This window comes from Tenacibaculum agarivorans (genome assembly GCF_001936575.1).
Classification (GTDB): domain Bacteria; phylum Bacteroidota; class Bacteroidia; order Flavobacteriales; family Flavobacteriaceae; genus Polaribacter; species Polaribacter agarivorans.
Map to the genome: position 1 here is coordinate 106,933 of NZ_MSMP01000004.1, position 21,618 is coordinate 128,550.

At 29.6% G+C, this 21,618-nt stretch carries 28 protein-coding genes; 27 read left to right on the forward strand and 1 reads right to left on the reverse strand.

Annotated elements, in window-relative coordinates:
* The first annotated feature begins 2 nt into the window (after positions 1–2).
* From yihA to BVC87_RS04345, 11 genes are all read left to right on the forward strand, one after another.
* Positions 3–614 (forward strand): ribosome biogenesis GTP-binding protein YihA/YsxC, encoded by a 612-nt coding sequence (gene yihA, locus BVC87_RS04295; protein WP_075341122.1) that lies wholly within the window; start codon positions 3–5, stop codon positions 612–614.
* Between the two features lie 7 nt (positions 615–621).
* The gene (locus tag BVC87_RS04300; protein ID WP_075341123.1) at positions 622–1,311 is read left to right on the forward strand and encodes an RluA family pseudouridine synthase; all 690 of its coding nucleotides are present in this window, start codon (positions 622–624) and stop codon (positions 1,309–1,311) included.
* A 96-nt stretch (positions 1,312–1,407) separates the two neighbouring features.
* The gene (locus BVC87_RS04305; RefSeq protein WP_075341124.1) at positions 1,408–2,436 is read left to right on the forward strand and encodes an alkane 1-monooxygenase; all 1,029 of its coding nucleotides are present in this window, start codon (positions 1,408–1,410) and stop codon (positions 2,434–2,436) included.
* 4 nt (positions 2,437–2,440) lie between these two features.
* Positions 2,441–3,841 carry an aldehyde dehydrogenase gene (locus BVC87_RS04310; RefSeq protein ID WP_083629262.1) on the forward strand — a complete coding sequence of 467 codons (1,401 nt, stop codon included), beginning with the start codon at positions 2,441–2,443 and terminating at the stop codon, positions 3,839–3,841.
* A 190-nt stretch (positions 3,842–4,031) separates the two neighbouring features.
* On the forward strand, positions 4,032–4,430 hold the full coding sequence (locus BVC87_RS04315) for a hypothetical protein (protein ID WP_075341125.1): 399 nt from the start codon (positions 4,032–4,034) through the stop codon (positions 4,428–4,430).
* Between the two features lie 153 nt (positions 4,431–4,583).
* Positions 4,584–5,282 carry a DUF3667 domain-containing protein gene (locus BVC87_RS04320; protein ID WP_075341126.1) on the forward strand — a complete coding sequence of 233 codons (699 nt, stop codon included), beginning with the start codon at positions 4,584–4,586 and terminating at the stop codon, positions 5,280–5,282.
* A gap of 23 nt (positions 5,283–5,305) precedes the next feature.
* Positions 5,306–5,668, forward strand: a complete 363-nt coding sequence (locus BVC87_RS04325) for a hypothetical protein (RefSeq protein WP_075341127.1) — start codon at positions 5,306–5,308, stop codon at positions 5,666–5,668.
* Between the two features lie 28 nt (positions 5,669–5,696).
* On the forward strand, positions 5,697–6,224 hold the full coding sequence (locus BVC87_RS04330) for a DMP19 family protein (protein WP_159439315.1): 528 nt from the start codon (positions 5,697–5,699) through the stop codon (positions 6,222–6,224).
* 259 nt (positions 6,225–6,483) lie between these two features.
* Entirely contained in the window at positions 6,484–7,944 is a 1,461-nt protein-coding gene (locus tag BVC87_RS04335) for a serine hydrolase (protein ID WP_075341129.1), read from the forward strand.
* A gap of 55 nt (positions 7,945–7,999) precedes the next feature.
* Positions 8,000–8,875 carry an AraC family transcriptional regulator gene (locus tag BVC87_RS04340; RefSeq protein ID WP_234974632.1) on the forward strand — a complete coding sequence of 292 codons (876 nt, stop codon included), beginning with the start codon at positions 8,000–8,002 and terminating at the stop codon, positions 8,873–8,875.
* A gap of 52 nt (positions 8,876–8,927) precedes the next feature.
* A complete protein-coding gene (locus BVC87_RS04345) occupies positions 8,928–10,001 on the forward strand; it encodes a family 16 glycoside hydrolase (protein WP_075341130.1) in 1,074 nt (357 codons plus the stop codon).
* A gap of 13 nt (positions 10,002–10,014) precedes the next feature.
* On the opposite strand, the gene BVC87_RS04350 is transcribed toward BVC87_RS04345, so the two are convergent.
* Positions 10,015–11,520 (reverse strand): serine hydrolase, encoded by a 1,506-nt coding sequence (locus BVC87_RS04350; protein WP_143569712.1) that lies wholly within the window; start codon positions 11,518–11,520, stop codon positions 10,015–10,017.
* Positions 11,521–11,785: 265 nt separating this feature from the next.
* On the opposite strand from BVC87_RS04350, the gene BVC87_RS04355 reads away from it, so the two are divergent.
* From BVC87_RS04355 to BVC87_RS04430, 16 genes are all read left to right on the forward strand, one after another.
* Positions 11,786–12,352, forward strand: a complete 567-nt coding sequence (locus tag BVC87_RS04355; protein WP_075341132.1) for a hypothetical protein — start codon at positions 11,786–11,788, stop codon at positions 12,350–12,352.
* 43 nt (positions 12,353–12,395) lie between these two features.
* A complete protein-coding gene (locus BVC87_RS04360; protein ID WP_234974633.1) occupies positions 12,396–12,746 on the forward strand; it encodes a hypothetical protein in 351 nt (116 codons plus the stop codon).
* 38 nt (positions 12,747–12,784) lie between these two features.
* Positions 12,785–14,158, forward strand: coding sequence for an SH3 domain-containing protein (locus BVC87_RS04365; RefSeq protein ID WP_075341134.1), 1,374 nt, complete (start codon positions 12,785–12,787; stop codon positions 14,156–14,158).
* A gap of 90 nt (positions 14,159–14,248) precedes the next feature.
* Positions 14,249–14,815, forward strand: a complete 567-nt coding sequence (locus BVC87_RS04370) for a hypothetical protein (RefSeq protein WP_075341135.1) — start codon at positions 14,249–14,251, stop codon at positions 14,813–14,815.
* A gap of 165 nt (positions 14,816–14,980) precedes the next feature.
* A complete protein-coding gene (locus BVC87_RS04375) occupies positions 14,981–15,547 on the forward strand; it encodes a T6SS immunity protein Tdi1 domain-containing protein (RefSeq protein WP_083629263.1) in 567 nt (188 codons plus the stop codon).
* Between the two features lie 34 nt (positions 15,548–15,581).
* Positions 15,582–15,968, forward strand: coding sequence for a VOC family protein (locus BVC87_RS04380; protein WP_075341137.1), 387 nt, complete (start codon positions 15,582–15,584; stop codon positions 15,966–15,968).
* A 27-nt stretch (positions 15,969–15,995) separates the two neighbouring features.
* Positions 15,996–16,538: a hypothetical protein gene (locus BVC87_RS04385; RefSeq protein ID WP_075341138.1), complete on the forward strand. Its 543-nt coding sequence runs from the start codon at positions 15,996–15,998 to the stop codon at positions 16,536–16,538.
* Positions 16,539–16,609: 71 nt separating this feature from the next.
* Positions 16,610–17,329, forward strand: a complete 720-nt coding sequence (locus BVC87_RS23760) for a hypothetical protein (RefSeq protein ID WP_234974634.1) — start codon at positions 16,610–16,612, stop codon at positions 17,327–17,329.
* Positions 17,330–17,392: 63 nt separating this feature from the next.
* A complete protein-coding gene (locus BVC87_RS04395; protein WP_075341139.1) occupies positions 17,393–17,827 on the forward strand; it encodes a GNAT family N-acetyltransferase in 435 nt (144 codons plus the stop codon).
* Between the two features lie 154 nt (positions 17,828–17,981).
* Positions 17,982–18,416: a hypothetical protein gene (locus tag BVC87_RS04400; RefSeq protein WP_075341140.1), complete on the forward strand. Its 435-nt coding sequence runs from the start codon at positions 17,982–17,984 to the stop codon at positions 18,414–18,416.
* Between the two features lie 133 nt (positions 18,417–18,549).
* On the forward strand, positions 18,550–18,996 hold the full coding sequence (locus BVC87_RS04405; RefSeq protein WP_075341141.1) for a hypothetical protein: 447 nt from the start codon (positions 18,550–18,552) through the stop codon (positions 18,994–18,996).
* Positions 18,953–19,432 (forward strand): RidA family protein, encoded by a 480-nt coding sequence (locus BVC87_RS04410; protein ID WP_234974635.1) that lies wholly within the window; start codon positions 18,953–18,955, stop codon positions 19,430–19,432. The genes BVC87_RS04405 and BVC87_RS04410 overlap by 44 nt, the downstream gene beginning before the upstream one ends.
* Positions 19,433–19,446: 14 nt before the next feature.
* Positions 19,447–19,842: a VOC family protein gene (locus BVC87_RS04415; protein WP_075341142.1), complete on the forward strand. Its 396-nt coding sequence runs from the start codon at positions 19,447–19,449 to the stop codon at positions 19,840–19,842.
* Between the two features lie 7 nt (positions 19,843–19,849).
* Positions 19,850–20,395 carry a GNAT family N-acetyltransferase gene (locus BVC87_RS04420; protein WP_075341143.1) on the forward strand — a complete coding sequence of 182 codons (546 nt, stop codon included), beginning with the start codon at positions 19,850–19,852 and terminating at the stop codon, positions 20,393–20,395.
* A 12-nt stretch (positions 20,396–20,407) separates the two neighbouring features.
* Positions 20,408–20,905: a hypothetical protein gene (locus BVC87_RS04425; protein WP_075341144.1), complete on the forward strand. Its 498-nt coding sequence runs from the start codon at positions 20,408–20,410 to the stop codon at positions 20,903–20,905.
* A 64-nt stretch (positions 20,906–20,969) separates the two neighbouring features.
* On the forward strand, positions 20,970–21,605 hold the full coding sequence (locus tag BVC87_RS04430; protein WP_075341145.1) for a transglutaminase-like domain-containing protein: 636 nt from the start codon (positions 20,970–20,972) through the stop codon (positions 21,603–21,605).
* The last annotated feature ends 13 nt before the right edge of the window (positions 21,606–21,618 follow it).

The window sequence follows — 21,618 nt, forward strand, 5'->3', positions numbered from 1 at the left end:
GAATGAAGATTAAATCTGCAGAGTTTGTAATGAGTAACAGTAATGTTACTAATGCTCCTAAAGACAGAATTCCTGAGTATGCCTTTATTGGTCGTTCCAATGTAGGGAAGTCTTCACTAATCAATATGTTAATGGAACGAAAGAAGCTGGCTAAAACTTCTGGAACCCCTGGAAAAACGCAATTGATAAACCATTTCAAAATAAATGACGAATGGTTTTTAGTGGATTTACCCGGTTATGGATACGCTAAGGTTTCCAAAAAAAAGAGAACCATTTTTCAATATTTTATTGAAAACTACTTTAAAGAAAGAGAACAATTAGTTTGTGCTTTTGTTTTGGTAGATTCTAGACACGATCCTCAAAAAATAGATCTCGAATTCATGCGTTTTTTAGGAGAAAACGGAATTCCATTTGCCATTATTTTTACCAAAGCAGATAAACTACCTAGCTCTAAACTCAACAAACAATTACTTTCTTACAAGAGAAAATTACTACAGCATTGGGAAAGTTTACCGGTAAACTTTTTAACTTCTTCTACTAGTAAACTAGGAAGAGACGAAGTATTGAGCTTTATTGATCAAGTGAATAAAGATGTAGCAGACGATTTTAAATAGACTGTGTATGCATTCTAACAAAAATAATCTTCAAGTACTTCACGAAGACAACCATATTATTATTATCAATAAAAGAGCTGGAGATATTGTTCAAGGTGATAAAACTGGTGACAAACCTTTAAGCGATGTTGTTAAAGAATATATTAAAGAAAAATACGATAAACCTGGCAATGTTTTTTTAGGTACTGTACATCGTTTGGACCGCCCCACTTCTGGTATTGTTATCTTCGCTAGAACTTCTAAAGCTTTAGAGCGTTTGAATAAAATGTTACGCGAAAAACAATTCAAAAAAACATATTGGGCAGTGGTAAAAGGACATCTTACCAAAGAACAACAAACCCTAACCAATTTCCTAAAGAAAAACCCCAAAAACAATAAATCTAAAGCTTTTGACTCTGAAATAGATGGCAGTAAAAAAGCCATTCTTCATTACCAAGTAGTAAAAAAACTAGATCGTTATTCTTTATTAGAAATTGATTTAGAAACTGGGAGACATCATCAAATCAGGTGCCAATTGGCGAATATTGGATTCCCTATAAAAGGAGACTTAAAATACGGATTTCCTAGAAGTAATAAAAACGCTAGCATACATCTTCATGCCAGAAAAATCTCTTTTCTTCACCCAGTACAAAAGGAAGAAATTACAATTACTGCACCTACTCCTTTGAACGACCCCATTTGGCAAGCTTGTAATTAACATCCGTTAATTTATTCGCATTTTGATCTAATTGAATTTATGAAAATGCAAATGAAAACAGTATAATTTGTATCTTTAGTACAAAATCCTCAACAGATGAAAGCTTTAAAATACTTATTGGTCTTTACAATTCCATTAACGACTTATATTTCTTTCACCTCTTCTGGATGGTTAACTTTTTTAACCTTACTATATACTTTTGGTATTGTTCCTATTGCTGATTTTTTTGTACAAACTGACGCAGAAAACTTCGATAAAGAGCAAGAAGAGATTGAAAAAAACAACAAATTATATTCTTATATTTTATATCTAACAGTACCTGTACAAGTCGGATTTTTAGTTTGGTTTTTATTTGTTATTAACGAACCTCATACTACTTTAGATTTAATCGGAAAAATTTCTTCTATGGGAATTATGTGTGGCGTTATAGGAATTAATGTAGGACACGAATTAGGTCATAGAGCTAATCGTTTTGAACAGTTTTTAGGGGAAATTCAACTACTAACTTCTTTAGAAACACATTTTTTACCTTATCATAACGGAGGTCATCATTTTAATGTGGCTACACCAGAAGATGCAGCTACAGCAAGAAAAAATGAATCGCTGTATACATTTTGGATTCGCTCTCAATTGATGAGTTATCTACAAGCATGGAAATTAGAAAATAAAAGAATGAAAAATTCAGATAGAAGTTGGTTTCACCTCCAAAACAGAATGCTTGTGTATACATTTTTTCATGTTGCCCTATTAGCCAGCATTTTTTATTTCTTTGGAATAAGTACTCTATGTTACTTTTTGGCAGCCGCTATTATAGGAATTCTTTTATTAGAAACTGTAAACTATATTGAACATTACGGATTACTCCGAGAGAAAAATAAATTTGGAAGATATGAACGCGTAAAACATACGCATTCATGGAATTCTAACCATTTAATTGGAAAATTAGTATTATTCAATTTATCTAGACATTCAGATCACCATTACAATGGGAGTAAACATTATCAAACTTTAAAATCGTTGCCTGAAAGTCCGCAAATGCCAACTGGATATCCAGGCATGATGTTACTTTCTTTACTTCCGCCTTTATGGTTTAAACTAATGAATAAAAAACTACAAGAAATTTAATTTTATGATCGATACTGTAACTGCAACTTCTGCTATTGCTGGATTAGTTCAGCAACAAAAAGACTTTTTTGCTACACAACAAACTAAAGATATTATCTTTCGAAAAAAAAGCCTGCAAAATCTACTTAAGGAAGTACAAAAGAGAGAAAAGGATATTCTACAAGCATTGCATAACGATTTTAAAAAATCAGCATATGAAGGTGTAATGACTGAGACTGGAATCGTAGTTTCAGAACTTAAAATGATGATTAAAAACATTCATTTATGGTCTAGACCTAAACGTGTGGCTCCTTCATTTTTAAATTTTCCTTCATCGGCAAAAATACATCCAGAACCGTATGGTACTACTTTAATTATAGCACCTTGGAATTATCCATATCAATTAGGGTTTTCTCCTTTAGCTGGGGCTGTGGCCGCAGGTAATACCGTAGTATTAAAACCTTCTGAACTTACACCGCACACTAGTGCTATTTCTAAAGAAATTATTGAGGCTGTTTTCAATCCTAAACATGTTACTGTTGTGGAAGGTGGAATTCCTGAAACTCAAGAACTGTTAGCGCAACGCTGGGATTATATTTTCTTTACGGGAAGTGTTCCTGTTGGTAGAATTGTGGCTAAAGCTGCTGCTGAATATATTACACCAGTAACTCTGGAATTAGGTGGAAAAAGTCCATGTATTGTAGATGATACAGCAAAGATAAAACTTGCTGCTCGACGCATTGTTTGGGGTAAATTTTTAAATGGTGGACAAACTTGTATTGCTCCAGATTATTTACTCATTCATAAAAGTGTAAAAACAAAGTTTATTGAGCATTTTCAAAAAGAAATCACCAAAGCTTATGGTGAAAACCCTGAACTATCTGACGATTTCCCTAGGATTGTAAATACTCGGAATTTTGATCGATTGAGTAATATGTTAGCTAATGAAAATATTGCTATTGGAGGGCAAACCAATAGAGAAAGTAATTATATTGCTCCTACTTTAATTGATGAACCTAGCCTAGGTAGCGAAGTAATGAAAGAAGAAATTTTTGGCCCGATACTTCCACTTCTTTCTTATGAAACAGAGCAAGATTTAGCACAAATTATTTCTAACTACGATAAACCATTGGCTTTTTATGTATTTACTGGTAAAAGTGCTTTTGCTAAGAAATTAATCAAACGATACTCTTTTGGTGGTGGAACTATCAATGATACTACTGTGCACTTTGCCAATCACAACTTACCTTTTGGTGGTGTGGGAGAAAGTGGTATTGGAGGATATCACGGTAAACACACTTTCGATGTTTTTTCACATAACAAGGGGGTAGTTATTCGTGGCAATTGGTTGGACGTACCTACACGATATGCCCCATATAAAGGAAAACTACAACAACTAAAAACCTTATTAAAATTCGGCGGTTAATCTTTAGTTTTAAAATACCTATATGCTGAAAAATCTAATAAAAACAGATCAACAGCAACTATATGTAGCAGTGAAAAATAATAGATTTGAAAGACCGAATTTCTCTAATTGAGCATCTGCAAAATAATAAAACACAACGTTTGATTTACTTTGTGGTTTTACTTTTATTGTTATTTATTACATTAAAAAAATGAAAATAAAAGAACCCGAATTTAGATGCGGAACTAAAAAAGCAATTGAAAGCTTAGTTAATGAATATAATTACCCATACGAAAATTGGATGCTAGATTGGCCATATGAAATTGCTAATCCAGAAAAAATTCAAAGCTATTTTACACATTATAATGAACAAGATGATGAAGACAAAAAGTTTAGTTTAATACAAATGCTAATACAAGCACTAACTGACATCGATAATGAAAAAGAATTTAAGAAAAATTGGCAACAACTAAAATTATTAATAATTAAAGATTTTAAAATCCATGAATACACTATTTTTTATTGGTGCTGTTTCGGAGAAAAACTATCTGATTGTTGGAAAATAACTCCATACATGAGAAAAGTCTGGAGCAAAATAAAAACTAATTAGAAAACTTCTCGAAATAAAATCTATAATTAATTACTTCTAAGTTTAAATTTATTACCCCTCACAAATCTCTCAAAGTCAAAATTTCAGGTTTTTAATTAACTTTACATTCAAAATCGTAAAAAAGGTAATCACGATTAACAAAAAATTGAGCATATGAATACACCTTTTGAAAGTGAGGAATTCCAAAAAGTAGAGAAACAGCAAATTTTAGAAAGAATTGACGGAAAGTATATATGGAGTGAAATCAGTAGTGTTTTAAATTTTGACAAGGGGATATTTTACACCATAAAGGAATTATTAATAAGACCAGGTAAAACTGTTCATGAATTTCTATTGTATGATAGAAAAAGGCTTGTTAAACCTATCTTTTTTGTGATTTTTAGCTCATTATTTTTTGTAATTATCCAACAATTTTTTGGATTCAACACAGGAACAGTTCCTGAAAACATCAAAAGTGACGGTGTAAAAAAAGCTTTTGAATGGGTTGGAGAAAATTTTGGTGTTGTGAATATTCTTTTAGGTTTTTTTATTGGATTTTGGATTAGATTATTCTTTTTTAAATCGAAATTCAATATTTACGAAATATTTATTTTGGTATTTTTCACTATTGGAATTGGAAACTTGATTTTTACATTTTTTGGTATCATAGAGAGTGCTACTGGTTTTGGAGTTGATAGCTGGGCATACTACGCTGCACTTCTATATTCTGCTTGGGCTATCGGAAACTTTTTTGAGGAACGTAAAATTTTAAGTTATGTGAAAGGTTTACTTGCCTATGTATTTGGATCCACTACTGGTTCATTTGTTATTGTTCTCATTGGGATTTTAATTGATCTTTTTAATAAAAAGTAATCATTATTAACACATAATACACAATGAAAGAAATTGAAATCGAAAGAATGATACATTTTTTGTACAGAATGCAAATGTATATTCTCGACTCAAATAAAGAAAACATCATATCTTTTATGCATGGGGCTGATTTCGGAAAGCTTAATGATCCATTTTGGACTCAACTATTACATAATTTTATTTCTAACAAATATCAAATTGATGGAGGAGCAATGGGATGGCCTTATCAAGTTGAAGTATTTAGTAATAGAGAAAAAATTGAATGGACAGAAGGTTTCATAAAATTAATGATTAAGATGATAAGAGAATCTGATGAAATACCTTTTACTGAAGATACACAGGAATTAATTAAAAAAATGATCCTGTTGAAAAAAGAAAACAAATAGAAACATGTATCAACTAATATCTAAAACTATGAAAAAAGTACTCCTATTTACTGTCTCTATATTTTTTAGCTGCTTACATTCTCAAAACAACTTTGACATTGATACTACCCTAAAAACTGAAAGACGAGATCAAATAATTACGAAAATTGATATCTACTTAAATAAAAAGTGTAACTATGGTCAGAATATCGGAAAATTAAATGATGCTCAAAGAGTATTATTGATTATAGAGAATCTTGAAAGGGAAATTAACAATGGAGGTTTCCATCAGTTTTACATCAACCCTAGTGGAAATTATGCTAATGAAACTATAGATGCTTTAACTAGAATTGGGGCTTTAAAAACAGCTAAAATTGTAAGAATTGCTAATTCAGAATTTAAAAATGGCTTGGTTCCAACTGATAGAGGACAAAGATTTAGTGAAGTCCAGAAAATAGCGCAAAAAGCTGAAAAAAATTGGTCTAAATGTAATTTAGACTTTTATGAGTATGAAGACAATTTAACTGAATTACTAATTTCATTTGTTATTGAACATAAAAATGATTTTAGAGAATAGTTTACTATCTTAAGCTCTATTTTTAATAGAAAATGTGTTTGATAAAGGTGGACTTTACGAATGGCAAGAAGAACTTGGAATACAATAAAAGTAATCGTTGATAATTAGAGTCATTCATTCAGTTTTCTTAAAATCAGAATCTTTGCTTTTTAACTAACTTTAAAGGAAAGCAATGCAAAATAATCTTATATAAAATATATAACAACCTAAATTTTGTAACGTTAAGATATTTTGTCGGTCCTTCTAAAAATATTTTTAAATGAAATACCTATTAATTCCTATAGTATTTACTTGTTTACTAGTTTCTTCTTGCACTAGAACTTCTATAAAAGAGAACCCAAGAATCAAACAGTTAGATACTCTAATGACATATAGCCATGATCATGGAATGTTTAATGGTTCAATTGCTATTTTACAAAACAACACCATTATTTTTAAGCAATCATATGGTTTTACAAATAACAACACTACACAAAAAATAAATACTGAAACCTTATTTTACATTGCTTCAATTTCTAAGCAGTTTACTGCTATGGCTATTATGATATTACAAGAAAGAGGATTACTGAACTATGATGACACCATAAGCAAATACTTACCAGAACTAAAGTCTATTCATAAAGACGTCAATATAAAAAATCTTTTACAACACACATCAGGTATTTCAGATAGAACGTATTATCAATTAACAAATCCAAACAATCAGGATGTCTTTGAAAAACTAAAAAGTCTTGAAGATTCTAGCATTGGAAATCCAAATCAACGATTCTCATATAGCAACACAGGCTATGTACTTTTAGCATTCATTATTGAAAAAGTTTCAAAAACAACTATTCAAGATTTTTTTCAAAAGGAGATATTTGATAAGCTTGATATGAGCAGAACTACAACCTATAAAGAAAAATTCACTTCAGATCTAAATAAAGCCTACCCCTACAATATTTTGGGTTTAAAATCTACGTATAGTTCTTCTGTAATTGGTCCAGGAGGAATTTATTCTACTGTTACAGATTTAATACAATGGAATACTGCTATAAACAACAATAAATTAGTTACTGAAAACACAAAAAAATTAGCCTTTACCAATGGTAGTATTGAAGGTAAGCCCATAAGTTTCAAACTTGGAAAAAATGAATTTGGTTATGGTTTTGGTTGGAGTCCATTTTCAAAATATAATGATCATTATGTTAGACATGATGGAAGCACAGAAGGATATCGTGCTTTAATCAGAAAAAATCTATCTAAAAACACAGACATCATACTACTTACAAATCACGGTGGTGCTTTTGCAATGGACGAAATTGTAGATAAGTTGGATCAAATTTTAGAAACTCAAACGTATACTCCCCCAAAAATCCCACTTACAAATCAAATAATGAATATATTGAATACAAAAGATATTGATGCAGTAGTTACCATGCTCACCTCTACTTTAAATCAAGATAATAAACCCGATGAACGTGTGTTAGGAAGACTTGGATACACAATGCAAAACAACGGTAAAATTAATGACGCTATAGCTTTATACAAAGTGAATCTAGATTTATACCCTACATCAATTAATGCACTTTATGTGCTAGGAGAAGCGTATTTATCTGAAAAGAAATATAAACTAGCCAAAGAAATATACAACCGATTTTTAGAAGTGCAACCTGATAGTGAATATGCTATTGAAAAATTAAAATTAATAAATGGAGGACTCAATAAAAACAACCAATAGCCACAAAAAGATTAAGAATTGTAAAGTTTGTAAGAAATAAAAAATCAATCATATTTTGCGAAAATTCTCTTTTGAAAAAAGGAAATACGGTTTTGAGTTACTAATGGATGTTCACACTTTTGAAAATAATCCTAATGTTTTCTTTGAGTCAAATCCACATACCTGTGATTTTTTTGAAATTATGATTTTCGAAAAAGCTTCAGGGACAATGGATCTGAATGGACAATTATTAAATGTTACTGATAATAGTATATTTTTTATTTGTCCCTTTCAAAAAAAATCTTGTAGAATTCCCACAAAAAATACCAAAGGTTTTCATCTTGTTTTTCAGAATAATTTTCTGTCTGATTTTTTCGATGACAAGCTGTTTGCTTATCGATTACAATATTTTTACAACTTCCAACAACCTCAGTATTTACGACTTAAAAATGAAGAATATAATATTATCCGATTTGCTCTAAACGAGATCATTTCTGAAATTAACAATTACCAAAGTGATAGCTCTCATATCATACGCTCACTTTTATATTTTTCCTTATCAAAACTTAATCGACTATACTCTGCGTTTTATAACATTTCCCCAAATACAGCATCTGACACCAGAATCCATAAATTCAAAGAATTACTTGAATTAAATATTCGCAAAACACATTCCGTTAGTCACTATTGTGATATGCTAAACATCAATCGACATAAGCTAAACAAATTGGTAAAAGCACATACAGGGCATTCTTCCAAGGAAATAATCAACAACAGGTTGTTACAAGAAATAAAACGAGAGCTTCGTTATTCTACTAAAACAATAGTAGAAATAGCATATGATTTAAATTTTAGTGAGGCCAATAACCTAACTAGATTTTTTAAAAAAATGGAAGGCATTAATCCTGTTGCTTATCGAAAAAATGCTCAAAATGATAATTTTTATGATTAAAATGATATGATCATAAGGTTGTATATCATTGATATTTGTAAATAAAAAAATCATGACAAAAATCCTGTTTACCATTATTTCTTTTTTGGGGCTTCAACTAGCTTTCGGACAAAATGAATTACAAAACATTGACTTGATTCCTTCTAAATGGAACGTTCCAAATGATGCAATTTTTGAAGAATTTGACAACCGAAAAACTCTTGTTCTAAAAAGAGGAAGAGCTAAGGCTAAAAACCTGAACTTTTCCAATGGAACAATTGAGGTAGACATATATGCAAATGTTAACAGAAGTTTTGCTGGCATCAACTTCAGAGATCAAAATAACCATTCAGAAGAAGTCTACGTGCGTATGCACAAATCAAACCAAGTAGATGCCGTTCAATACACTCCCATTTTTAATAATGAATCTAACTGGCAATTGTACCGTGAACATCAAGCTAAAGTAACTCTGAAACAAACTGGATGGAATACCTTACGAATTGAAGTACATCATCAGAGCGCTGAAATATTTGTCAATAAAATTAAAGTAATGACTGTATCTCAATTAAAAACAGATCAATTTCAAGGAGGTGTTGGACTCTGGGCTTTGTTTGGTAATCGATTTTCTAATTTCAAGATCTCACATGGGGATAGTAATAAAACGCCCAACTCAATTAAAGTAGCTAAAGAAGACCCTAACATCATTACCAATTGGAATATCTCTAAAGCCTTTCCATATATAAAAGGAAAACTCAACTTTGAAGCTTTTTCTAAAGAAAAATACACCACCGTATCCACTGAAAAATCAGGTTTAGTTCCGATATCAAAATACGTTAAAAAATCTTCTGCAGGTAGATTTGAACAAAATAAAGAAGATTATGTAGTTGCAACTAAAATAATCCATTCAAAGAGAAAGAAAACTCTCCTTTTTTCTTTTGATTATAGTGACAAAATAATAGTGTATTTGAATGGTAAAGTTATTTTTAAAGGCAATAATGCTTTCAGATCCAAAGGAATTCAATACACAGGACATATTGATATTAATACCAATAAATTGTATTTAGAGCTTGAAAAAGGTGACAACAAAATTCATTGTGTAGTTATAGACAAAGCTAATGGATGGGGATTAATCGGAAAATTGGAATAGATCATTTGCCAAACTACATTTTTTCAATTTTTAGAATCATCTCCTTAGATTTTTCGTTTTCTGGTTCAAGTTCTAAGGATTTTTTATAGTTAAATAATGCTTTTTTAAACTGTTTATCTTTATAATAGGCATCTCCTAAACCACTATACGATTTTCCAGAAGGAAACTCTTTGATCATCAGTTGATAGATTAAAATTGATGTATCAATTTGATTTTCATTTAAAATTCTTCCTCCTAAGTATGCAATCGTTTCTTCGGATTTTTTCGGCAATTCAGAGACCAAAAGTTCAAGTATTTTGATAGCACTCTTGCTTTGATTCTTTTCAAACAACTTGTACGATAATCGTGCTAGTTCCCATTGATTTGAAAAATTATACGTATCAAAATTAGATTTTTTCAAACTCTTATAATATGCGATTCCTTCATCTACATTTTGGTATGTCTTTTCACGAATCGTTAAATAGACTGACTTTTGTGGTACTTCATAATTTTCATTTTTTACTATATGCATAATTGCCTCTGCTATATCTCCAATTTTCAAGCTCTTACTATTCGTCATTAGCACAATCATTACCTTTTCTTGTACATCGTAATATATAATTGACTCATAACTAAGGGAAGAACCATGATGCACATAAGAAGTTAATTCTTTATTACTAAAGGTACCATTTCCTAAAGCAGATTGACTCTCTTTTGAATATGCTTCAAAAAGTTGATATAAAGATTCTTTTGAAATGATATTGTACGACAATAATTGATTGCCCCATTTTGCTAAATCACCTATTGATGGACATACCCAACCCGACATCTTTAATTCTAGTTTTTTATCATTAATTCCCTTGCTATTAAATCCTCTTACAAAATCAGGATTTCCATATTGGTGATCAATCACAGAACTATTCATTCCTATGGGTTGTAAAATATCTTGTTTTAAAAATTGATCAAATGTTTTTCCTGTTATCTTTTCTATAATACGTTTTTGAAGAAATATATTATTATTGCTATACAAATACCCTGTACCTGGTTCAAACTTTAATGCTTTTAGATTTTGTAACCTCTTATAAACATCACTATCACTATGAACAGCTTCCCAATTCACTTGTGGCAAACCACTACTATACTGCAAAAGATGTTTGATTGAAATTTTATTTGACCAATCTGGAAGATCTAATTGATATTTAGACAATTTATCATTCAAACTAAGTAGCCCTTTTTCTTTCAACATCATAATTCCAACTGCATTAAACTCTTTTGAAATAGAACCTATATCAAAAATTGATTTTTCACTTAACTTTTTCATTTTACTTCCATCAGTAAAGCCTTTTTCAGCCCTGTAAATCGTTTCATCATTTTTAATAACTAAAGCATTACCATTAAATATTCCTCTTTTGTGACAAACCTCTAATAGTGAATCGATTTGAGTGCTATGATTATTTTGAGCACGCAATTGAAAAGTAAAACTGGAAACAAATAGGAAAAAGATTAAAGTATTTTTATACATCGCAAATTGATTATTCACAATACAGACGTTTAATTTTAAAATGTGTTACAAAAGTTTAGAATTCATTACTTCTTATTAAAACACAAAACGTATGAAAACTTTGAAAACATCAAAAATCTACTACTACTCTGCAAATATTAACTCCTCATTGCATCAAAGGTTAATAATCCAATATTTAATACAAATTAAGAGATACTTATTAACTTTAAAGTTTACATAGCAAGTAATAACCTCTTATTAATAAATTCTATTTTATACTAGACCTTTGTAATAATAAAACCAAATGAACAAATTCTTAGCGCTATTATTAATTCTAATCATAGCCCCTATTTTAGGTGGACTGTATGGAATACTAAACGATCAAATAACCTACACCATATCTTCCGAATATTACACAAAATTCAAATTCATTCAATTTGGATTTGAAAATTGGGGATTAGGAAAAAATATAGGAACCGAGAATATACCTGAAATTAAACTGAGAAATCCAAGAGTTGGAGCTAGTATCATTGGATTTTTAGCCACTTGGTGGGTTGGAATGATTATCGGCATACTACTTGGATTTGTAGGACTGATCCATAAAAATGGAAAACAATTATTTTTAATCACTATAAAATCATTTGTTTTAACAATAGTTATAGCGCTACTCACAGGAATCATTGGACTTTTATATGGGAAATTATTCTTACTTAAAAGCCGTCCTAATTGGTATTTTCCTGAAAACTTAATTGATTTCGATCGGTTTATATTGGTAGGATCTGTGCATAACTTTAGCTATTTAGGAGGTTTAATAGGACTTATAGGTGGAATTACATATAGTATAAGACAAAAGAAAAAATATGTTGAATAAATATCTCATAACGAAAGCCAAGTTGCATCCTAAAAAGTTATTTTTGATAGATGGAATTGGAGCAACTGTATCTGCTTTTTTATTAGGTATACTTCTAGTTAGATTTGAAAAACTATTTGGCATTCCCACTTCTTCTTTATATTTCCTTGCAGTTATCCCATTATTTTTTATTGTCTATGATTTTTACTGTTATCATAAAAGCCATCATAAGACAGGAGCACTTCTCAAAGGAATAGCTATATTAAATCTCATGTATTGCGGGGTATCATTAGGATTTGCAGTTTATCATTTCGATACTATCACTATTTTAGGCTGGATATATATAGTTATCGAAATTATAATTGTATTTTTTTTAGCTTTAATCGAGTTTACAGTAGGGGAAGAACTAATTTAAGTCTGTAAATTTATTATTTCTAATAAGCCTTATAAAAAATGATGCATAGTAATCCATGTAAAACAATACTTCTTATTTGTATCTTATTTTGTGTTACCTGTTTTTCGCAACGTAAATACACCGTAAAAGCTTGGGAAGGAATTGCTATTAGAAAATCACCTTCATTCTCTGCTGAGCAAGTTGGGAAATTAACTTACAACTATAAGTTTGAAGTAAAAGAAGAAGCTGTAGGTAAAAAAGATATATTCATTGAAAATGATACTAAAATCAAAGGGAATTGGGTTCTAATTGAAACTCTTAAGATAAGAGGTTATGTTTTTGATGGTTTTACCAAAAGAGATTATGACATTAATTATAATGATCATTATTATTTTTTTGGAAAAGTAAAATCCTTTAAAAATTTTAGTTATCACCGAAAAGAACCTATGGAAATTGATGATAAACTAATTTTTAATACAAGAGGGCAAATAACAGAAGCGTTTTATTTCTATAAAAATAAATGGGAACTTGATGAAAGTTATGCTTATGATGAAAATCACAAACTGATGATTAAAAAGTCAGATGATAACACTGAAAAATACACTTATACTAAAAATACGATTACACAACTTAATATTAGAAACAATACGCCAAGTCGTAGATATATTGAAAAGTATGACAATAAAGGAAATAAGATTTCTTTTGAAAGCTATGATTTTACTAAAGACAAAGTAGATTTAAAATCAATCTATAAATTTAACAGCGCGAATAAATGTACTAAAAAAGCACACTATTTTAATGGTCGTAAAAGTGGTATAATTCTAAAATTTAAGTATAAGAAAGATAGCATTTTAATGAAAAAGCAAATCATAGCAGGTAAACTAAAAAGAATACTTGGAGAGCGAAAAATTAAAAAAGTAGATGAATACAAACTTGATAAATATATTGAATATGAAGAAGCTTTGACTTTAAAAAATAGTATCCAGCGTATTACTAAAAGAAAATTTAACAAAAACGATGAATTAATAGAAGAAGACATTTATGAGGATGCTAATTTGGCTCCTAACTTGGAAAAATCGAATCAAAGAACAATCAAATTTTATAAAAACGGTAAACTTTTTAATGAATTAGTTTATACCAATGTAGAACTTCAAGGAGAAGAAATTATTGGTCAAACTATTCGTGAAGAAAATCATTATAAACAAAACTATACTCGCTTTGTACGTATGGATGTTCCCATATCAACAAGTGAGTATTTTTATGATTACCAAGGAAGGATATTGAAATCCACACATCAATATGCAAATACTAATCAAAAAGAAATCACAGAATATAAATACACTTTTGACACCTATGGGAATTGGATAAAGAAGGAAAGTTTCCGTAATGGAAAGCTATATAAAACAGAATTGCAAGAGTTTGAGTATTATTAGATTCAAAACGGAACATGGAAATTAAAAATAGTATTGTCATCGATTAATCTGTAATAGTGTAACAGTTAATGAACCAAAATGAAATAAACTATGAATAATCTAGAAGAATTAATTATTGGGTTGGAATCCGTAATGATCAACCTAAATTCTGACATTCCTGCCGCTCAAGCATTAATAAACATAAAAGAATCCAAAAATGTTGTAATGAACAACCATTGCTTTAATGCTTTAGAAGCGTATCAATCAAAAGCAAGTATTTTTGAAAGGTTCCTTCAACAAACAACTAATACAACACTCAAAGTAAGAGGTCTGGAATTACTATTTATGAAAGCTATATTTGAATTACGATTACAAAAAATAGATGACGCCTATATTACTTTACAATTACTAAGAGAAATTTCGGATCACAATTTCTTTTTTCATTTAGCAAATATTAACATTGGTCAATTGTTATATACACATTATAGATATGTACTAGATCATGATAAAAGACGTGAAGAAATAAAAATGCTAATAAAATCAATTGATTATAAACACGAACGTACCAATACAATTCTTAATACTTATAAAAAAGAACTAGAAGAAGAAAGTAAACGCGTAAATTCTATATTCTATAGTTTTAAATATCAATGGAAACAATACAGGCATTTTGGTTAACAAAAAGTATGATTTCAATACATATATCCATCCATATTAAGCTATAGATAAAAACTCTTTATCAAATTAGTACAATAAACTTAAATGGAATCCCATAATGTAAGTAAGTACATTTTTTTCTTCTAAATTTCTTAATTTCATTTTCCTTATAATCAAAAAATTAGTATGATGAATCTTTTCAATAAATTATTTAAAAAAAAGAAACCCGAAAACACTTCTTCTGCTTCTATTATTGAAGAATACAAAACTAAAGTTCCTAAATTTTTACTAGACTTATGGAAAAAAGATGGATTTGGTAAACTTCATAATGGATTAATCGAATTGATAAATCCTAAAGATTTTGAACCTGTCTTATGGACTTGGTTAGGTCGTGAGGTAGAAAACTATGTCCCATTTGCAATTAGCGCTTTTGGGGAGCTATTTTATTATAGAAAACTTACTGAAACAGATGAAGATGTTTGTATGATCGATATTCAATATAGAAAGATTGAAACCATAGTTTGGAGCTTAACCTCTTTTTTTGAAGATTGTTTGGAAGATGAAGAATTTAGAAAATTATATTTAAGAGAAGCTTTATGTATAGAGGCTATAAAAAGTTTAGGTGATCTTAAAAAAAATGAAGTATTTACATTTACGCCTATGTTAGATTTAGGCGGTATAGAAGAAGTCAAATACTTAAAAAAAGGGAATGCACAAGTTTATCAAGATATTGTATTTCAAATGACAATGTAAAAAAGACGATAACGTAAACATTAAACTAAACAGAATGAAAATTGAACACATTGCTATTTGGGTATCAGACTTAGAAAAAATGAAGGATTTCTATCTTAATTTTTTTGAAGTAAGCACAAATGAAAAATATTACAATCCAAAGAAAAAATTTAGTTCGTATTTTTTATCCTTTAAAAAAGGAACTCGTATAGAATTAATGCATAGGCCAGATATTTCTGAATTCATAGAGAAAATCGATTCAAAATTAGGTTTAGCTCATTTTGCTATATCGGTTGGTTCAAAAGAAAAAGTAGATACACTCACCGAATTGATTCGTAGTGAAGGTCACACTGTAATAGGCGAACCACGAACAACTGGTGACGGATACTATGAGAGTGTTATTGCAGACCCTGAGGGAAATTTGATTGAAATAACAGAATAATCTATTTATCAAAATATAAAGCTATAAATGAAAAACAATTTCAAAGAATTTATTAAAGATATTATTCCTGTTTTATTAGGCGTATTAATCGCTTTATGGGTAAACAACTGGAATCAAGAAAGAAAAGACAAAACATACATAGACAACTTTTATTCCTCTTTAAAAAAAGAACTTAAAGATACCAACAAGCAAATAACTGAAAAATCACCCTATCAGCAGAAATTAGTAGATACACTAGAGGCGTACTCTAATAATGAAACAATACCTTTACTTAAAGTCATTGAAAAAGCTGGAGGAGTAAACGGCCCACTTATTAAACTCAATTACTGGAATGCACTGTCAAATTCAAAAATAGAGCTGATTGAATATGACAAACTATCCATTTTAGCTGACATCGAAGAAGGGAATGAACTCCTAAAATATAAACGAAATAAGCTTTTGGATTTTATCTATTCAAACTTAACAGAAACCGGTAAAAAAGAAAAAGTTTTATTAAAAATAATGATGTTAGAATTAATGAGTACTCAAAAAGAAGTGCAAAAAGACATCCAGAAAATACTGAATAAATAAACTCCAATAATTAAATATCATAGTAATTATCTACACTGCGGTATACTCAACGGTGATCTATACATAAAAAAATGAATATCAGTTTTGATCTTGATAGCACTTTAATTCCAAATGGGACAGAATTTGAAACAGAAAAACGAAGTAAAATAGCTAAACTTTTAGGTATTGAAGCCATACGAAAAGGAAGTCCTAAACTAATTTCTGACTTACAAAAAGAAAAGCACAAGATACATATTTACACTACCTCGTTTCGTAAAAAAATAAATATTCGATGGACATTAAGGTATTATGGAATTAAAGTTGATCGAATTGTAAATCAATCAGAAAATAGAAAAACTTTAAAATCTCTGAACATTAATGCATCAAAATATCCACCTGCATTTGGTTTTGATTTACATATTGATGACTTAAAAGGCGTTGAGTTAGAAAGCAAAAAATTTAGTTTCAAAACACTAATTATCATGCCTAGTGATAAACACTGGGCAGAAAAAGTAAAAACAGAAATCGATAAAACATTTGAGCTAAGAACACTAAAAAGGCTCTTTAAAGAATTATGGCTTCATTCTAATAACTGTTCAGAACCAATTAAAAGTATGTGGTTCTCTATTCAAGAAGTATCAAAATCCACAGGAAATACCAAAAAAGAAGTCAGAAAGCATGTAAACATGTTAATTTCTAACAACTATATCTGTATGACATCTGAAGAACCAATGCGATTTGAATTTACAGAAAAGGGTAAAAAAATTAAAACAGATTTAGATATACAGAAAATAATACAAAACGTTGGATAAAAATTTTACGACCTTTGATTATTAAATAACTACGAAACTTTATACACTTAGTAATATACTCAAATGGAAATAAAAACTGATTTTAGTATTGAACCTTGTAATACGAAAAATATTCAAAAAATAGTAGATGGAATTAATACGTACAACATAAGTAAAGTACCTGCACTTGCGGATACTTGGACTCCTTTAGAGTTTGTTGCAAAAAATAAAAATGGAAGTGAAATAGGTGGCGTATTAGGTGGGATAGGATATTGGAATGGTCTAGAGATTAAAATTTTGTGGGTAAGAGAAGAGTATAGAAAAAAAGGAATAGGAACTCAAATTTTAAAACACATTGAGGAAAAAGCAAAAGAAAAAGGCGCTACAATAGCATTGCTAGATACATTTGACTTTCAAGCTGAAGATTTTTATCTAAAAAACGGATATGAGCCTTTTGGAGAACTAAAAAATTTTCCAAAGGGAAAAAGACGTATCTATTTTTCAAAACAATTGAACTGATGAAAAATGTAATTATTCTAGATTTAGATGGAGTTTTTAATATTGATCCCTAACTAGTAAATTAGGTTATACTCTACAAACTAAAAAATTCATCTTTACAATCACGCAACCTTATCAGAAAATGATCATCTACTAGATATAAAAAAACTTTAATATGAAAAAAATTATAATCTTGGTAGTAAGCCTCATTATTTTCTCTAACTGTACAAATGACGAAAATAACATTAACGAAACTGGTAACGAAAAAATTATAGGTGAATGGAAACTAATAGAATCTAAATTTCACGGACTTGAAGGTGGAACCTATTCTGAGGGTTCAATTGATCATTCTAATGAAAATATTATTTATAATTTTCAACCTAACGGGAAATTACTAGTTACAGGTGGAAACAATCCTGGTTATCCTAATCGTGAATATGATTATGTATTTGGTGAAGACTATTTAAGTGGATCATCAAGTCCTGGAGAGAAAAAAATACTTTTAGTAAAAATCGACAATACAAAATGGACTTATAACTTTACTGATGGGCGAATGACTTTAGGCATTTCATACGTTGATGGTCCTGATTTAATATTTGAACGAAAATAACAACTATTCTCCGCTAAAAGACAAAAATTGTTTCTCTACACATCATACTAAAAACTTAAAGTTTAGCTATATTTATAAAGTAAAATAATGCAATATTTTCTTTACTGAAATATTATGAAATATATAAAGCTATATGTGTGATTTCAACCAAGGTTTTATATTGTGTAAATGCAATGATTCTAAAGTAATTGTTCATCATAAAAAATCGAAACGAAATAAAAAGAAGTTACAAAAGGAAGTACAAAAGATTGAGTATACTTGGACACTTTTCAGGTTTATTGGAATGTCTAAAGAAAGAGAACTTGGAAGGTATATGTTTCCTGTAAGTGATGTTGGCAACGGATTAACCTCAACCTTTGTAGCTAATGAATTGAATAGTAGAAATTGCTTCGATTTTAAATACACCCCAAATCAAGGTGATAATTTAATCATCAGTAAAAACCAATCCTCTCATAGAATTGAATTTATTTTCAGAAATGGAAAATGGGAAGAAGATCATTATTCACCATTCGATCATGAGTACGTAAAAATTGATAATGGAAAAATTAAAACAAATGAATATAAAGGAGAACCTAGCTAAACTTGGCTTACAATTGCCTAATACTTCAACTCCTGGAGGAAATTATGAATCTGTAAATATTAGAAAAGATATTGCCTATATTGCTATACAATTTCCTATTCTCAATGAAGAATTTAAATACCAAGGACGTTTAGGGAACGAAATTTCAACCGAAGAAGGATATAAAGCTATGGAATTATGTGCCTTAAATGTTCTGGCTCAAGTTGACAAAAAAATAGGGTTTGAAAAAGTTATAGGACTCAATCACATAGACGCTTATTTCCAATCTGGATCCGATTGGGATGATTCACCAATTGTAGTTAATGGAGCCTCCGATGTATTTGTAAAAGTATTAGGAGAAAAAGGAAAACATTCAAGAGCTATTTTCGGAGTTGAAAAACTTCCTAGAAACTTTAGTGTAGGCTTAACCGTATCATTCACCATAGAAACAGCATAAAAACCGAATACAAAATGAAATATGGATATACAATAATTTATGTTGAGAATGTAAAAGAAACCATTGAATTCTATGAAAAAGCATTTGGATTTCAGCAAAAATTTGTGACACCTGAGAATGACTATGGGGAGTTGGTTTCTGGAGAAACTACTATCGCTTTTGCTTCAATAGAATTAGGGAACTCTAATTTCAAAAAAGGATTTACAAAAACAAATAACACCGAAAAACCTTTTGGTGTGGAAATGGCATTTGTAACTGAAAATATTGAAGCTGACTTTAAAAAAGCAATCGAAATGGGAGCTACTGAATTTGAACCTCTAACTAAAAAACCTTGGGGACAAAAAGTTGGATATCTAAGAGATAACAACGGTTTCTTAATTGAAATTTGTACTCCTGTAAAAACTGAATAATCAAAAAATGAAAATCCATATAGAAACCGAACGACTTATCATAAGAGATCTAGAAGAGCATGATGCTAAGGGAATTTTTGCTTTGGATTCAGATCCTGAGGTTCATCAATTTTTAGGAAAAAAACCGATACAAACACTTAAAGAAGCAGAAGAAATTATTGCCTATATCAGAAACCAATATGTGGAGAATGGTATAGGTCGTTGGGCGGTAATCGATAAAGAAACTGACGATTTTATTGGTTGGACTGGCTTAAAATATGAAAAAGAGTTACGAAAAGAGTTTAATTATTATGATTTAGGATATCGACTTAGAAAAAAATATTGGGGTAAAGGAATTGCCACAGAAACCGCAATTGAATCTCTTAAATATGGTTTTGAAAAACTAAATCTGAAAGAGATTGGTGCAGCCGCTGACATCAAGCATTTAGCTTCTAACAAAATTCTCACTAAGATCGGCTTGAAATTGATTGACACTTTTGAGTATAATGGAGTTCCTCATAATTGGTATAATCTTAAAAAGACGGAATGGTTAGAATTTAGTAATTTTGGTTAAAATTAAAATGCTATGATATATTTCATGTGGTCTTTAATAAACCTTATTACTTTAATCTACCTTCTTTTCTTTATTAACAAAAGGGTACTTAAACATAAAACTAAATCTTTTTCAGCCACTATAATTATTATTGGAATTATTCTATTGGGATCCAATTCAAGTTCTAATAAGATCAATAATCACATAAAAATTACTGATACTTACAATAGAAATAATAAACTGATTATAAAGTATATTAAACTTGAAGATAATTTAATTTTTGATATCAATTCAAGTATTCAATATTCAGTTGATGGAAATAAACACATACCCATTGATTGCCATAGCTATATAACTGGATTTAGTAGCGGTTTTGTTTGGGAGCTTAAATCTATTTACAATCTTAACCAAACAGGTAATTTAACTGCTACTGGAGTACTAAAATGGAACCTTTTAGGTATTAACATTTATAGTGAACTAAAAAATTTTGACATATCTTTCAATGGGGATCACGTAAAAATTAATTCCTAAAACTCTCATCAAAAAACACTACATTGTTCTAACGTAAAATCAAACACTAGAACAATCGCTGTTTATGGATTTCTTAGGAGCTACATATTTTTTTGACTATGAACATGACGTAATACAAGAATTAATTTCTGAATTTTCTACTTCCACTATTTCAGAGAAAGAAAAGACTATTGCCTTATACTCTAAAATTCGTGACGGTTGGAAATATGATCCATATAGCATAAGCTTTTCTAAAGAGAGTTATAAAGCAAGTACTATTGCCCAAAAATCTACAGGACATTGTGTAGAAAAATCAGTATTACTTATCGCATGTTTACGAGCTTTACACATACCTGCAAGATTACATTTAGGAAAAGTAAAAAATCATATTGCTGTAGAGCGATTAATTGAAAAGTTTGGTTCTAATGAACTCACTCCACATGGTATGGTTAATGTGTTTTTAAATGATAAATGGCTTAAAATGTCACCCGCATTTAATACTTCTTTATGTAAAAAATTAAACGTTGATCCGTTAGAATTTGATGGAGAAAACGATTCTTTCTTACAACAATTCAATAGTAATGGTCATAAATTTATGGATTACATTGATGATTATGGTTATTTTGATGATGTACCTGTTGAGTTTATGCAGAAAAATGTAAAAGAACATTATCCACATATTTTTGATACTGACGAAAATATTACAGAATTTAAGATCTAATTAAACTACATCT